Source organism: Arthrobacter sp. EpRS71, from assembly GCF_001512285.1.
GTDB lineage: Bacteria > Actinomycetota > Actinomycetes > Actinomycetales > Micrococcaceae > Arthrobacter.
In genome coordinates, this window is the sequence record NZ_LNUV01000006.1 from 1,075,541 (window position 1) to 1,090,415 (window position 14,875).

Consider the following 14,875-nt stretch of genomic DNA (forward strand, 5'->3'; position numbering starts at 1 on the left):
AGGAAGAATCGACAACCCTAAGACGGTCGTCCACTGACTCAGCCAGCCGCTACTTGCCAGGTTTAGTCGGGTTCACCACCATCGCCGAACCTCCGCCACGGCGTTCAGGCTCGGCGGCCGCGGTCAACGATCCGTCCGGATTGAACTCGATGGCAGTTGCGGCCCCAATCTCGGCAGCTGAAGTGAAGGCGTCACCAGCGGGAACCAAGTCATGCCCCAACTGCTCCAGCGCAGGACCATAGGCCTCAATGAAAGCGGGTTCGGAGCTGACCGTGGCACCGTTCCGCGGAGAAGTACGTGGCGCAGCGAGGGCCTCCGAGACTGTCATCCCAAGGTCGATGCGGTTCAGGATGGTCTGCAGCACCGTGGTGATGATGGTGGATCCGCCGGGGGAGCCCAGTGCCAGGAACGGCTTCTGGTCCTTGAGAATGATCGTTGGTGACATTGAAGAACGCGGCCGCTTGTTCGGTTCAATGCGGTTGGGATCCTTCGGGTCATACACCGTGCTGAAGTCAGTGAGCTCGTTGTTGAGCAGGAAGCCCCGGCCCGGGACAACAATTCCCGAACCGCCGGTCTGCTCGATCGTCAGCGTGTATTCCACCACGTTCCCCCACTTGTCGGCGACCGTGAGGTTTGTGGTGGAAATGTTCTCCGTATCCGATTCCTTGGCGAGGGGCGCCACGGCAGCCGGGCACGCGCCGTCGTACTCCTTAATATTGCCGGGGGCTACAGGCTTGGGAGCCGCCACCGTGGGATCGATCTCGCAGGAGCGTTCCTTGGCAAAGACGTCGTTCAGCAGCGTGGTGGTGGGGACATTGACGAAAGCAGGATCGCCCACGTAGGCGCCACGATCCGCGAAAGCCAGTGAGCTGGCCTCGAGGTAATGGTGGAGGGCATCCACTGGTGTCATGCCCTTGAGGTCGTAGTTTTCCAGGATGTTCAGCGACTCACCCACCGTGGTGCCGCCGCTGCTGGAAGGAGCCATGCCGTAAACCTCGTAGCCGCGATACTTCACCTCGGTGGGGTCCTGGTCCAGCACCTTGTAGTTGGCCAGGTCCTGGGTGGTCATGAAACCGACAGGGACGGGAAGTCCGGTGGTGGCGGTCTTCGGCGGGGCCTGGACCGTTTTGACGATTTCCTCCGCGATCGGGCCGCCATAGAAGGCGTCAGTGCCCTCTTTGGCTATTTGCCGGTAGGTCTCCGCGAGATCGTGGTTCTTGAAGACACTTCCGACGGCGGGAGCGTCACCACCGGGCAGGAACAGGTCCTGGGTGGAGGTGAACGCGTCAAAGCGCAGCTTGTTGTCCAGCGTTTGCTGCCGGAACGTCTCGTCCACAACAAAACCGCGGTTGGCCACCTTGATGGCCGGCTTCAGCGCCTGGCCCAAATCCAGCGTTCCCCAGCGTTCCAGCGCCCGCTCCCAGGTTGCGGGTGTGCCGGGAACGCCCACGGAAACGCCGCTGGTCACAAGTTCCGGCGTGAACCTGTAGGGCTTCCCCTCGGGGTCTGCAGGGTTGATAAAGGCATCGTTCGGCATGCCCGCCGGAGCGGTTTCGCGCCCGTCGATGGTCCCTACTTGCTGGGTTTTCGCGTCATAGAACACGAAGTAGCCGCCGCCACCAATGCCTGCGCTGTAGGGCTCGGTCACTCCCAAAGTTGCTGCTGCGGCGACGGCGGCGTCGGCAGCGTTGCCACCCTTCCTGAGTACTTCGATGGCTGCTGCGGAAGCTTCGGGATCCACGGTGCTCACAGCGCCGCCATAGCCGGTGGCCGTGGCTGTCTTGTCTGTTTCGCGGGGGTCGGCGAAGGCCGGACTGGCCATCGCGCCGCTCGTTGCGGTCAGTGCCAAGGCTGCAGTGACCGCAGCAAATTGACGTCTCACATGTGTCATGGTGTCTCCCAGAGTTGTTCCAGACGATGATGTGGGTGGACGGTCCGGTCACCCTATCGCGGGGTTTGCAAGGGAACAACGGTTGAAATTCGAGGGGTATTAGGGGTAAGGACGGTCAACGCACCCTTGGCCTCCACGCGCAGGCACGGCTTAAGACCGCCTGTACCGTTGAGCCATGGCAATCAACTTTGACGTGCGTCGTGCTGAACCAATGGATGCGCTGGAGATGGCGAAAGTTCATGTGGATACCTGGCGCGAAACTTATCGGGGCTTGATGAGTGACTCCGCGCTGGACGACCCGGAGCTCCTGGTGTGGCGGGAAAAATTCTGGACGGCAGCGCTGAGTGATCCTCGCTATGAAAAGAACAACGCCGCCGTCGCTGTGCATGAAGACAGAGTGATCGGCATTGCTATGTCGGGCCCCGCGCCCGAGCAGGCTGAAGAGCAGCAGGAGTTGTTTGTCCTGTACGCCTACGCAGCGTTCCACGGCTCGGGGGTGGGAGCGGCGCTACTTAATGAAGTCATCAGCCCTTCGACGCCCGCGGTGTTGTGGGTGGCCGATCCCAATCCGCGAGCCCAGGCTTTCTATCGGAAGAACGGATTCATCGCTGATGGCACGGTGAAGATTGAAGACGACGTGAAGGACGTTCGAATGGTTCGCACTCATACGAACTAGTGAGCTGGGTCCGAGCTCCTGCGCGCAGCGATGATTCGCCCTCCGACTCCCGCCAGCCCAATAGCCAGGGCCAGCAAAAGCGTGGGCAAAGCCCCTCCGTCCGGGCCAAGGGCAGCCGTCAAAACCTGCCTGCCCATCAACAGCATCTCCGGAATATCGCCTGCCAGCACCCGGGTTCCAAGGACGGCTTGGACGGCAGTGAACAGTGCCGGAAGCAGCCATAGGAATACGAGGTTAAGCACCCAGGCAACCGCTCGACGGGCGGGCCGGAGTCCACACCACGCCAGCGCGCAACCCACCAGGACGGCGGGGACCCATCGCGCGATGGTGGGCACGGCAGTGGGTACATTGAGGAAACCCACCACGCTCACTACCCACACCACTGCCCAGGAAGTGAAGGGAACAGCCACGAGCCCGAATCCGATGGTGGCTTTGACATGGGAGGGTGAAGCGATGAGCAGCATGGCAACAAATGCCGCGATCACCGAACCGATGACGCCCGCGAGGAGACCGCCGAAGTAGAGGCTGGCCAAGGTGCCCGTGGCGAGGCCCTGGTGAAGTACAGAAAATGATTGAACGGTGGCCGTGAAGTGCACCGCGAAGACACCGGCGGCCGCGCACCACATGACGAGGCGACGGCGGGCGGGTGACCAGATGCGAACAGCAAGCCCGGCCAATGCTCCGCCAACCGTCAGCAGCGCAACAATGGTTGTCGCCTCGTACTGGCTCAGGGGGAGAAGGGCGGGAGGCATCTGAGCCGGCATCACTTGTGTGGCCCACAGGTTTTGGAGTGGCAGTGTGCCGCCTGTGATCCACCATGGCACCAGACCGAGAATACCGGCGAGGAGTCCGATCAACCACCCCCACAAAGCGTCCCGGCCGGGTTTTCCTGAAGGGTTCGTGGCCGGGGTGGAAGTCTGGGCAGTTTTCTCGGGGTGGCTCACGAGGCTCCTCGTATGAGTCTGGAAATTGGTGCCCGAGCCTAAGCCGGGCGGGCAGGCACCTATACTACACCGAGTGGATTAATGTATCGGTCCTCAGCTCTGGGCAATCCCCAGCACCGCATCTCCAATTTCCCGCCCAATCACGCGCAGCAAGTCCGCAGAGAGCTCAGCATCCTTCGAGGAGTCCAAGTCCGTGTAGTCGGTCAGCGCATATACCGACGCTAGCGACATCTCGGCCCATTGCTCACGTGCGAGCAGCGAGCGGCCGGCAACGGCGATGATCGGTCGGGGGCCGGAACGGCGGGCGACGGCGGCGGGCAGCTTCCCGGCCAGAGTCTGGTCATCAATGCTGCCTTCACCCGTGATGACAACGTCGCAAACATCCTTGCGTGCATCGAAGTCCAGAAGGTCCAGAAAGTAGTCCGCGCCGGAAACCTGCTTCGCTCCCATCAACAAACAGGCGAAGCCGACGCCACCGGCACTCCCGGCGCCAGGGTGGTGCGCTGCATTGGAAGCGCCGCCCGAAAAGAGTCCAGCACCAGTAAGTACAGAAGAGAAGTGCTTCAGCCCGGCGTCGAGCGTTGAAACATCAGACGGGGTGGCGCCCTTTTGGGGGCCGAAGACGGCCGCGGCACCTGTGGGTCCGTACAGAGGGTTGTGGACATCGCTGGCGAGAATGAGTTCCACGCCGTCCAGTTCCGGGACCAGGGGGCCGGTCACTGAGTGAACCTGGGACAGCGAGCGGCCGGTGCCCTCCAGCGAGGCCCCGGACTGGTCGAGGAAGTTCAGGCCCAGAGCGGTGAGCATGCCCATGCCGCCGTCGGTGCTGGAGCTGCCACCCAAGGCCAAAACAACCCGGGATGGCCCAAGAGTCAAGGCGAACCGTACGGCCTCGCCGAATCCACGGCTCGAGGCATCCAGTGGCTCAAGGGTGGAGCCGGTCAGGACCGTCAAACCGCAGGTATTCGCAACCTCAACCACTGCGGTGATGCCGTCGAACGCAACGGACGCGCGGACGGGCTGCCCGGTGGGGCCGGCAACGGTGCAACGGTGCCGGGCGAAACCGGAGACGACAGCGGCATCAACGCTGCCATCGCCTCCGTCGGCAAGTGGAAGGATCTCGCAGTGCACTGTTCCGGTGCCGTCCGATCCAGCCGAGCGGAGCCCGGCAGCAAGTGCATCGGCTACCTCGCCGGCGGTGAGACTGCCCTTGAATTTGTCGGGAGCAATAAGAACGGTGCTGGTCATGTCAGAGTGTCTCCGAGTAGGCGGGGCGGCGGTCGGATGAGGCGGTCTGCTTGGAGAGACCCTCGCCCACTGTGCTGTCCAGTGAAGATGGGTGTTTGGGGCCGTGGTGCCCGTACTCAGTCAGGTCATCGTCGATGTCGGTGACTTCGTCCGCGTGGGCGGGGTCTTCTGCAGGGATCGGCTCCACTGCTTCGCCGCGGAAGACACGGCGGGCGCGGTCGGCGTCCAAGGTGCGGTCCCACCAAGCGATGAAAAGCGTGGCGACGGCGTTGCCAGTGAAGTTCACCAAGGCGCGGCACTCGGACATGAACTTGTCGATGCCGAAAATGAGCATGATGCCGGCTGCGGGGATGGTGCCAAGAGTGGTCAGTGTTGCTGTGAGGGCGATGAAACCTCCACCCGCGACACCGGCGGCACCCTTGGATGTCAGCAGCATGACGGCAAGGAGTCCCAGTTGCTGCCCGATGGTGAGATCCGTGTTGGTGGCCTGGGCGATGTATAGGGCGGCGAGGGACAGATAAATGGCGGCGCCGTCCAGGTTGAAGCTGTATCCCGTGGGGACCACCAGGCCCACCGTTTCCTTCTTCACCCCGGCATGCTCCAGTTTGCGCATCAGCCCAGGCAGGGCGGGTTCAGCAGTGGAGGTGCCCAGGATGAGCATGTACTCCTCTTTGAGGTGGCGGATCATGGTGAAAATATTCAGCCTCAGGAACGCCATGACAGAGCCGAGGACAATCACCACGAACAGGATTGAGGTGACGTAGAACAGGGCGATCAGACCGCCCATGCTGGTCAGCGATGAGACCCCGTACTTGCCCACCGCATAAGCCATGGCACCAAACGCACCCAGCGGTGCGGCCTTCATGATGAAGCCGAGGATCTTGAACATCACGCTGGTCAGCCGCTGTATGCCGTCCAGAACCGGCGCGCCAACTTTGCCCATGGCATTGAGGGCGATGCCGAAAACAACCGCGATGAAAATGATCTGCAGGATGTTTCCCTCAACAAAGGGCGAAACCATGCTTTCAGGAATGATGTGGGTGAGGAACTGCCACCATTCCTGGTGCTGTCCGGCGTCGATCAGCTTGGCGGCCGAGTCCGAGGTCTGGATAGTGCTGGCGTCCGCGTTGACGCCGTCACCGAGACGGAAGATGTTGATGGCCACGAGGCCGAAAACCATGGCGCAAATGGTACCGATCTGGAAGTAGGTCAGAGCCTTGAGGCCCGTCATCCCCACCTTTTTCAGATCGGCCACGCTGGCGATGCCACCCACGATGGTCAGGAAGACGATGGGGCCGATGAGCATCTTCATGGCATCCACGAAGGTGGTACCGATCGGTTCCATGGCGATGCCGGCAGCTGGAGCCAGCCACCCCACCAGGATGCCGATGACGATTGCGGTCAGTACCCAGAAGTACAACTGTTTGTACCAGCGGGTCTTTGTTGGCGCCTTCTTGCCTGAAGCGGCTGCGCCGGCGGTGGTGCTGTGATCCATGATTCCTACCTCGTTGTGGAATGTCTCTGGAGGGAAAACTGAAGGTGATGTTCGACGGCGGCGGGCTGGCCGCCGTCGAACGTTGAGTCTGTGGTCAGACGGTTGCGAGAGTGGTGACGAGTGCCGCGATGATGGCCTCGGTGACGTTCTCGGTGGTGGCAGTGCCGCCGACGTCGCGGGTCAGGTGGCCTGAGCCGGTGGCCGTTTCGATGGCGGCCTCCACACGGCGTGCTTCCTCGTGCAGGCCAAAGTGGTCCAGCATGAGTGCGGCGCTGGCGATGGCACCGATCGGGTTGCTGATGCCCTGGCCTGCAATGTCAGGTGCAGATCCGTGGACCGGTTCGAACATGGACGGGAAACGGCGCTCAGGGTTCAGGTTGGCGCTCGCTGCCAGGCCCAGGCTGCCGGCGAGGGCGGAGCCAAGATCCGAGAGGATATCGGCGTTCAGATTGGACGCAACCACAACGGACAGATCCTCGGGCTTGAGGATGAACTTGGCGCTCATGGCGTCAACCAGAACGCTCTCGGTCTGCACGTCCGGGTAATCCAGGGCGACGCGCTGGAAGGTTTCGTCCCAGAGGACCATGCCGTACTGCTGGGCATTGGATTTGGTGACCGAGGAAACCTTTTTCACTGTGCGGGTCCGGGCGAGATCGAAAGCGAATCGCATGATGCGCTCGCAGCCCTTCTCCGTGAAGAGCGCGGTCTGCAGTGCCACCTCGTTGCCCGGGCCGCGACCGCTCAGGTTGCGGCCGCCCAGTCCGGCGTATTCTCCTTCGCTGTTCTCGCGGACAACCACCCAATCGAGCTCGGTGGTGTCTGCTTTGCGGAGCGGCGACTGGACTCCGGGGAGGAATTTGACCGGGCGGATGTTGGCCCACTGGTCAAAGTTCTGGGTGATGTTCAGGCGCAGGCCCCAAAGGCTGATGTGGTCCGGGACGTTTTCCCAGCCAACGGCTCCGAAGTAGATCGCGTCGAATTCCTTCAGGGCTTCCAGGCCCTTGGAGTCCATCATCTGACCCGTCTTTGCGTAGTACTCCGAGCCCCAAGGGAACTCGGTCCAGTCGAAGGCGAACTTGCCGTTGGAGTTCTCAGCCAAGGCTTCCAGAACGCGGCGGCCGGCGGAAACAACTTCCTTGCCCACGCCGTCTGCGGGGATCGATGCGATGCTGAATTTCTGGGTGGCGCTCATGCCTACCTCCTCGTTGAGTTTGTTAGCAGTGAGCCTGTTATGCGGGTCACACTGTTCTTCCTCTTCAAGTACACGGCGGAGGGGTGGGCGGCGTCCAAGACTTAGTTTCGATACACCTGATAGGTACTGCCTATCTATTCGCTCCCGGCCCACGTTCAGTGTGGTGGGCGGCGACCTTCAGGAAGGCCTTCGCGGCCGGCGTGAGGTTTTCCTTTCGGCTGAGTACGGCAACATCGAGGTAATTCACCGGCTCCACCAACAAAGTTCGAAGCCCGGCCTTATGAGCTGTAGGCGCCCACGAGGACGGCATCACAGCATGCCCGACGCCTGCCAGCACCAGCGGCAGGATGGACGTCCGGTGTGCCACTTCCACCACGATCTCCACCTGTACTCCGTGGGCCAAGGCGTCGTCCACGAGCCACCGCATCAGGGATCCGCGCTGACTTGCGATGAGTCGGTGTCCGCCCAGTTCTTCGCGCTGGATGGCAGTGCCGGTAGAGGGGAAGGTATCTGCATGCGGGTTGACGATCAGGATCAGCGGTTGCCGCTCGAGCTCCAGGACCTCAACGCCGGGGACCTTGATGGGTGTGGATGAGCCGGCCAGACCTACCTCATGGCTGCCGCTGCGGACTGATTCGATGACTTCCTCCGGAGTGAAAGCGGCGCCGACGTTCAGCCGAACCGACGGGTGAAGTTGGGTGAAGGAGGCAATCATTGACGTCAGGGGCTCTATCCCCGGGGAGGGCATGGTGATGATGTCCAGTTTTCCGCTGCGGATCCCGCGCAAGGATTGAACGGCGGATTGCGCAGCGTCCAGGTCCCGCATCACGAGTCGGGCCGGGCCCACCAGTTCCTTGCCAGCTTCGCTCAGGACAGCGCGCCTGCCGATGCGGTGAAAAAGGGGAACGCCGAGCTCCTTCTCAAGGCCCGCTATGGTTTGGGACAGCGATGGCTGGGCGATCAGGAGATGTTCAGCAGCGCGGTTGAAGCCGTCATGGTCAACGACGGCGAGGAAGTATTTGAGCTTGCGCGTGTCCATGGCCTGGGGTCCTTTGGAATGTCGAGCGAGGGCATCGATAGTTTATGCCTATCAAGCCTCCTGGGCTCCGTTTGGATCACACCACCAGTCGCAGCGGCCTCTGCCCCAACTGAATCGCAATCTCCTGCCCCCACGACGCCGTCAGCCGGTCATCTTCCATGCCGTCGCCGAACACCACCAGTTGATCGGACGCTACGGTGATCCGGAGAACCTCCCCGGCTTCCAGGATGCCTTCCGTCAGCGAGGCGCCGGTGACAGGTGAGGGCCAGGCTTCGCGGACAAACCACGCGAGCCGGGGATCGGTGGGTGCCGGCAAGGCGCGCCCGCCGCGCTCCAAGGCGATGGAGGCACACCAGCCGGTGGCGCCTGTGCCCGTGGACACGATCAGGCCGGACGACGATTGCCGCTCCGTTTGTCCGCCCGCCTGGGTGAAGCTCGGGGCGGTGATGGAGTATTTCGCCGACTGGTGTGAGGCGTGCCCGATGAAAACTTCGTTGAGCGCCGAAAGCTGCTGGCCGTCGTCGAGCGTTGCCGTCACGGTGGTGAGGTTCTGGCAGCGAAGACGGGCTACGTCACCGGAGGAGAGGAGGGCTGCAGCCGCCGCCGGAGTGTGCCGGACAAGAACGCCCGGGTTAGCGCCGGGCTCGGGATCGATGCCGATCACCGGCTGGCCGTTCAGGTACTTGGCAACGTTCGCCACGAGCCCGTCCTGCCCCACCACGGCGATGATGTCCTCCGCCGTGAGCAGGAAGCGGCTGAGGTCTGCGCGTTCCACCTCGGCCTGCCGCCAATCCGATGGCACGGAAGCCCTGATGGTTGCCAGCGCGTCAGTCAGGCGGTCGTGACGGTCCTGTACGTCCTGGATGCTGCGGCCACGGGTGCTGAGGAAGAACTCGGCCTGTCCTCGGGTGGCATGCCGGTCCAGGAGTTCCTGAAGTTCGGTCCGCCGATGGACGATGACGATGCGCGGGGTTGCCATGACGGGTCCTTACTTGGTGGCTTCTACGGTTGTGGCGGGTTCCTTGAACAATCCGGCAAGTGCTCCGCTGAGCAGGTCCGGGGTAATGGTGAGGTTACCGATGTTCGGCAGGCTGCCGGCCGCATCCTTGAGTGCCAACGCGAGGAGCGTGGCCTGTTCCATGCCGCGGTAGACCTCCATGGTTGCTGCTTCGCGGGCCGCTGCTGCTTCGCCGACGAGTCGGATCTGGTTCGCCTCGGCTGCTGCGCCAATACCCTTTCGTTCCGCAGAACCCTGTGCCTCGATGAGTCCAGCGGCGGCCTTCTCTTCGGCAGCGCGGCGGGCGTTGGCACCCTCTTGGGCCACCAGGTTCTCCCGCCGGTAGGCGAGTTCGATCTGGCTCGCCATCTCGTTCTCGGAGATAGTGCGTTCGCGTTCGACGGCGACTGCCCGCCTCTCGTAGACAGCCCGGTCCGCTTCGGCTTGGAGTTGTTCGCGCACTGGAGTCTGCAGCGCACGTTCGACGTCGGCCTCGGGTCGGATGGCCAGTACCTGCACGCCGAGGATTTCGATGCCGGTGGACTGGAGGCGGGCATCTGCCCGCAGCGCCTCCGTGAGGATCAGCCGGAGCTGGCTGACTCCGCGTGCCAATGCTTCGGCCAGTGTGGTGGTGGCGATCTGGTCGATCGCGTGGCTCTGGCAGAGCTGGCCGATGATGGTGGACACCTGCTCGCGTCCGGTTGCAGGTGCCTTGCCGGAGGTCTGGAGTCCAAAGTCGAGTCGGGTGGAGACGGCCACAGGATCGATGAAGCGGTAGGTCACGTTGGCCTGAACGCTCACATCCTGGTGGTCGCGGGTGATGGCGTGGAAGAGGGTGGGCAGTTCCTGATCGTCCACGGGTACCTCGCTTAACACGGAGTTCGCGGGGCGGAAGAAGAACGCCTGTCCGACTCCTTGGTGCTTGACTGCGCCTTTCTGCAGGTGGACGACGTAACCGGTGGGGCTGCCGAGGAAGTGGCTGACCCAGGGGTAGCGCTTGATGATGGCCATGGTGTTCTCGCTTTCAATTATTGTCGTCAATTTGACGATAACTACACAGTAGGGCCACCTCGGCATTATTGTCAACATGACGATAATTACCTACGATTGATGCATGCCTGCATCCCATCCGGCGCCCGAGCGCTTCCCGGTGACCGTCGACGTCGTCGCCCTCACCGTTCGCGAAGGCGAACTGAACGTCCTGCTCATCACCCGACTCATCGAGCCCTTCCGCGGCAAACTCGCCCTTCCCGGCGGCTTCGTCCTCGCGGGGGAGAACCTCCTCGAGGCGGCGGGCCGGGAACTCGCGGAGGAAACCGGCGTCGAACATCTGCCCGGGCACCTTGAGCAGTTGGGGAGCTACGGCCCGCAGGGGCGCGACCCCCGCGGCGACGTCCTCACTGTGGCGCACCTGCTGCTCGCGCCGGACTTCCCGGTGTTGGCGGCCGGCAGCGACGCCGAACAGGCCGCCTGGTACCCGGTGCGGGAAGTCCTCGACGGGACGCTGGAGCTCGCCTTCGACCATGCCCGCATCCTCGACGACGCCCTGGAACGGGCCAAATCCAAGCTCGAGTACTCACCCTTGGGCGCCGCGTTCTGCGGAGAAGAGTTCACCATCGCCCAACTCCGCACCGTCTACGAAGCCATGTGGGGTACGCGCCTGGACCCGCGGAACTTCCACAGAAAAGCGACAGGGACGCCCGGCTTCCTGGAAGAAGTCGGACGGATGACAACGGGCGACGCCGGGAGGCCGGCTGCGCTGTTCCGGCTCGCCCCCGAGGCGCGTCCGACGGCGGGCCACCCCGCACGCGCGGTCCTGAACCCGCCGCTGATGCGGCCGAGGGACTAAAGCGGCTGACACTGAACTGGGGCGGTCGCGGTAGCGGATTCGCCCAGTGCCCGCGGTACACCGTGGTCCGTGACACCCGGAACAGCTCGGCCAGTTCGGCCTGCGTATGCTCGCCGGCGTCATGCAGTGTCAGTAGGTGCTTCCGCTGTGTCTTGGACAACTTTGGCTGCTTGCCTTTTAGCCGTCCCTTGGCTTTTGCTACCGCCATGCCCTCGCGGGTGCGCATCCGGATCAGATCCGCCTCAAACTCGGCCACCATTCCCAGGACGTTGAACAGCAGACGGACTACCGGGTCAGTTTGGTCATGGGTGCTTCCACCGAGACTAAGCACAACCCCCTTAGCCGTCAGCTCATCGACGATGTCCCTGGCATCGGAAAGGGAACGCGCCAGCCGGTCGAGCTTGGTCACCACGAGCGTATCGCCGGCCCGGCAGGCCGCCATTGCTTCACGGAGACCTGGGCGCACTCGATTCGCTCCCGTGAGCCCGTGATCGACGAAGATCTAGGTCTCTTCCACACCCAAAGCAACGAGGGCATTGCGTTGGGCAGTGAGGTCCTGGTCGTTCGTCGAGACCCGTGCATAACCGATCTTCATTCCAGTTATAAGGAACATGGTTGCAGTAATCCCCCCGTCACCGTGCATTTCATCGTGCGGGTCTTACGTACATGGCCCATGGCGGCAATGGCGCAGAGCGTGGTGACGGGCTTTGGCCACACGGTGATCGACCGGCTAACGGGCATGAAAATACGGACGTCCCGCCGTGAGCCTTTTTTGTCGGACGTGCATGTCAAACTGTGCCCTGATAGGAGAACCATGTGCCTTCGAAGGAGGAACCTCAATGGCAACATTCCATGCCAACAAGTTTAAGCGTGATATTCAGGCTGCCCAACGGAGAGCCGAAGCACAGGTAAAACGACAGATTGACGAGATCAATAGGAAGAACCAGCGAGCCGTGGATGACTACAACAGGAAAGTCCGGGCCCACAATCAGCAGGTTGTGAACCAGTTCAACCGGCGGGTTGACGCTCATAACCAAGACGTACGCCGGGCAAACGATCGCAACTCTCGTGTCATCGCGGACCTGCAGAGACAATTGCGCTCTGGCGGCAGCGGACCTCGATACACGCCTGCAGAGCAGGCGCTAGCTGATCGGGTCCAACACTCGCTGGTCCCACGTGACGAACGAGAGTGGGATGTGTTTCTTAGTTACGCCCGCATTGATGGGGCACAGGCTGCAGCTGCCTTGCGTGATGCCCTTGAGGCGTTCAAGGTGCGCGTTTGGTTCGATGAAATCGCGATCGTCCCTGGCAGGAGCCAGGCACTGCAGATGGATCAGGGACTTCGGAATGCGCGAGCGGGCCTGGTTCTCCTGACACCGGCCTACCTCGTGGGTCGTTTCTGGACCGAGCGAGAACTCGGCGCACTTCTGCATAAGAACACACTGATCCCTGTGTTGCACGGCACCACCTTCAAGGAAGTTGCTGAGTACAGCGGCATCCTTCCCGACCTTGCCGGTTTCGAGACAGCACGCGACGACATCGAAACGATCGCGGAGAAGATTGCTGCTGCTGTGCTCCCTGCGGATAGTGAGATCGAGGACTAGTACGATGACGGACACAGCAAATATGCAGCGGCTCCGAGAGGCGGTTCGACGACTCGCGCTGCACGAGAATGATTTTGCCGCAGGCGACGCCGTAGTGGAGCGTATCGCAGAGCTTAAGATCGCCATTGATGCTTTCACATCCGACACTGAGCCCTGGCTGCTGGAGTGGTTGGGCGACGAACACTACAAGGGAGCAGTCCTCTACGCCGCCGGTAAAATGAACTGGAACCACGAACAGCAGGGCAAGGGAACCTTCGCCGACCGACAGATGCGGGCACGAATCATCTCACGCTTCAATTCATGGGTGGATCAGCTTTCGACACGGCTTATTCAGTACGAGAGAGGGCCACGCGACGCCGCATCAGTAGCAAGATGGCGATCCGATCTAAAACTTTTCAAACAGGATCCCGTACGGAACGACTAGGCAGCATGAAGCAGATGAGGCTCCGGTACGCCGGAGTGTGCAGAGACTGCCGTGCCTCTCTTCCGGCCGGGGCTGAAGCCATCTACGCCACCGAGACGAAGACCATCCGTTGCTTGGAGTGTGCCACCGAGGCTATGGAAACCAGGTCCCCAGATCTGGAACCGCCTGATGACGATTCATTGTCCGATGCACCCGGAGTACCCGGGTCTTCCGCCCGGCGCGAATACGAACGCCGCCAGGCGAAGGACGAAGAAAAGCTTCGAGAGAAGTGGGGTCGCTTCAGTGGCCTCGCAGGGGCCCTCTCGGGCGAGCGGCAGCACACCAAGTCCTGGGATCGAGGCGCGATCGGTGAGGAACGTCTCGGCGCTCGGCTTAACGCCTTGGCCACCGATGGCCTGGCTGTCCTCCACGACCGACGCATCCCCGGGTCGAAGGCCAACATCGACCATATCGCTATCACTCCGGCTGGAATCTGGGTGATTGACGCTAAGCGGTACAAGGGACGGCCGGAGTTGAAGATAGAGGGTGGCATCCTTCGTCCCCGAGTCGAGAAACTCCTAGTTGGCCGACGTGATTGCACGAAACTGGTCGACGGGGTGCTCAAACAGGTCGAGGTCGTGCGATCCCTGTTTGGCGACGTTCCGATCACCGGGGCGTTGTGCTTCATCGAAGCAGATTGGCCCCTAATTGGAGGGTCGTTCTCGACTCGGGGCGTTCATGTGCTCTGGCCGAAACGCTTAGTCAAAGTGCTCACAGAGCAGACAGCCGGCGGGTTTGATGTGGCAAGGATGCGTCAGTCGGTAGCCTCGCGGTTCAAACCTGCGTGAAGTTTAGGTGCCAAGCTCCGAAGCTGTTTGGGGAGCACGCACGGGGATCCTTATTCGGACGTTGTTGGCCACCTGAACAGGTGTCTGTTTGAGCAAGAAGTCTGGACAGCTCGGCCTGGTTCACGGCGCCACTGAAAAGGGCCGGGGAACTGGTGCCGATAGTCTGTTTTCATGGAAGTGTCACAGCCTGAGCCTCGAGATGCGGACTTAGTTGATCTCTTGAATGCTCGTGACGGCATCGGAACCCTGGTGGATGTACAGAACGGGCCTACTTTCACAGTTTTCAACATTGCTTGGGGATACGACCTCGGCGACGAATTCGCGCATATAACAACTAATGCGAGCCCGTTCGTGGCTGGTCTACCGATCGATTTCTTCTTTACGGACCGCGTCACCCAAGTCCGGGACGCCTCGACGGGGATGGTCCTATACTCACGTCGTTGAAAAATGCACACCGGGCATGGCGGGCAGCGCAAAACGCTGTCGCGCAGGTGCCCGGCAGGGGATCCCCTTGCGGGCTATCCCATGCGCCAAATAGCGCTGTGAAAACACCGCCATTTACCGCTGTAAGTCACATTTACGCGCCCCCGAACTGATGGGGGAGTGTTCCGCGAGAACCTCCCTGTTCTGAGGAAGTGGGACTGTTGACTGGTGGCGTTGAGGCCCACTTCCCCCGGACGTCCTGGTTC

The 14,875-nt window shown here is 62.0% G+C and carries 14 protein-coding genes and 1 pseudogene; 5 read left to right on the forward strand and 10 right to left on the reverse strand.

Annotation, left to right across the window (positions count from 1 at the left end; translation table 11 throughout):
• Nucleotides 1–49: 49 nt before the first annotated feature.
• Nucleotides 50–1,891 carry a gamma-glutamyltransferase gene (gene ggt / locus AR689_RS15290; RefSeq protein WP_062071482.1) on the reverse strand — a complete coding sequence of 614 codons (1,842 nt, stop codon included), beginning with the start codon at nt 1,889–1,891 and terminating at the stop codon, nt 50–52.
• A 175-nt stretch (nt 1,892–2,066) separates the two neighbouring features.
• Here ggt and AR689_RS15295 point away from each other — a divergent pair, with 175 nt between their 5' ends.
• A complete protein-coding gene (locus tag AR689_RS15295) occupies nt 2,067–2,567 on the forward strand; it encodes a GNAT family N-acetyltransferase (protein WP_197412898.1) in 501 nt (166 codons plus the stop codon).
• On the opposite strand, the gene AR689_RS15300 is transcribed toward AR689_RS15295, so the two are convergent.
• From AR689_RS15300 to AR689_RS15330, 7 genes are all read right to left on the reverse strand, one after another.
• Nucleotides 2,564–3,511 (reverse strand): hypothetical protein, encoded by a 948-nt coding sequence (locus AR689_RS15300; protein WP_231745545.1) that lies wholly within the window; start codon nt 3,509–3,511, stop codon nt 2,564–2,566. The genes AR689_RS15295 and AR689_RS15300 overlap by 4 nt on opposite strands.
• Nucleotides 3,512–3,604: 93 nt before the next feature.
• Entirely contained in the window at nt 3,605–4,759 is a 1,155-nt protein-coding gene (locus AR689_RS15305) for a glycerate kinase (protein ID WP_062071484.1), read from the reverse strand.
• A 1-nt stretch (nt 4,760) separates the two neighbouring features.
• A complete protein-coding gene (gene dctA / locus AR689_RS15310; RefSeq protein WP_062071486.1) occupies nt 4,761–6,254 on the reverse strand; it encodes a C4-dicarboxylate transporter DctA in 1,494 nt (497 codons plus the stop codon).
• A 94-nt stretch (nt 6,255–6,348) separates the two neighbouring features.
• Complete coding sequence (locus tag AR689_RS15315) at nt 6,349–7,446, reverse strand: tartrate dehydrogenase (protein WP_062071488.1); 1,098 nt, start codon at nt 7,444–7,446, stop codon at nt 6,349–6,351.
• A 130-nt stretch (nt 7,447–7,576) separates the two neighbouring features.
• Entirely contained in the window at nt 7,577–8,485 is a 909-nt protein-coding gene (locus AR689_RS15320) for a LysR family transcriptional regulator (RefSeq protein WP_062071490.1), read from the reverse strand.
• Nucleotides 8,486–8,561: 76 nt separating this feature from the next.
• The gene (locus AR689_RS15325; protein WP_062071492.1) at nt 8,562–9,464 is read right to left on the reverse strand and encodes a diacylglycerol kinase catalytic domain-containing protein; all 903 of its coding nucleotides are present in this window, start codon (nt 9,462–9,464) and stop codon (nt 8,562–8,564) included.
• Between the two features lie 9 nt (nt 9,465–9,473).
• Entirely contained in the window at nt 9,474–10,493 is a 1,020-nt protein-coding gene (locus tag AR689_RS15330; protein WP_062071494.1) for an SPFH domain-containing protein, read from the reverse strand.
• A gap of 103 nt (nt 10,494–10,596) precedes the next feature.
• Between AR689_RS15330 and AR689_RS15335 the strand changes: the two genes are divergently transcribed.
• Complete coding sequence (locus tag AR689_RS15335) at nt 10,597–11,331, forward strand: NUDIX hydrolase (RefSeq protein WP_062071496.1); 735 nt, start codon at nt 10,597–10,599, stop codon at nt 11,329–11,331.
• A gap of 52 nt (nt 11,332–11,383) precedes the next feature.
• Here AR689_RS15335 and AR689_RS22785 read toward each other — a convergent pair.
• Together AR689_RS22785 and AR689_RS23375 are read right to left on the reverse strand one after the other, a co-directional pair.
• A pseudogene (locus AR689_RS22785) lies at nt 11,384–11,944 on the reverse strand (recombinase family protein); the annotation flags it as partial.
• Between the two features lie 223 nt (nt 11,945–12,167).
• Nucleotides 12,168–12,362, reverse strand: coding sequence for a hypothetical protein (locus tag AR689_RS23375; protein WP_197412899.1), 195 nt, complete (start codon nt 12,360–12,362; stop codon nt 12,168–12,170).
• Between the two features lie 165 nt (nt 12,363–12,527).
• Here AR689_RS23375 and AR689_RS23380 point away from each other — a divergent pair, with 165 nt between their 5' ends.
• From AR689_RS23380 to AR689_RS15355, 3 genes are read left to right on the forward strand one after another with little or no spacing between them, the layout of a single operon-like run.
• Nucleotides 12,528–12,935 carry a toll/interleukin-1 receptor domain-containing protein gene (locus tag AR689_RS23380; protein WP_197412900.1) on the forward strand — a complete coding sequence of 136 codons (408 nt, stop codon included), beginning with the start codon at nt 12,528–12,530 and terminating at the stop codon, nt 12,933–12,935.
• Between the two features lie 4 nt (nt 12,936–12,939).
• Nucleotides 12,940–13,359: a hypothetical protein gene (locus AR689_RS15350; protein ID WP_062071501.1), complete on the forward strand. Its 420-nt coding sequence runs from the start codon at nt 12,940–12,942 to the stop codon at nt 13,357–13,359.
• Between the two features lie 5 nt (nt 13,360–13,364).
• Entirely contained in the window at nt 13,365–14,186 is an 822-nt protein-coding gene (locus AR689_RS15355; protein WP_231745546.1) for a nuclease-related domain-containing protein, read from the forward strand.
• Nucleotides 14,187–14,875 lie beyond the last annotated feature (689 nt).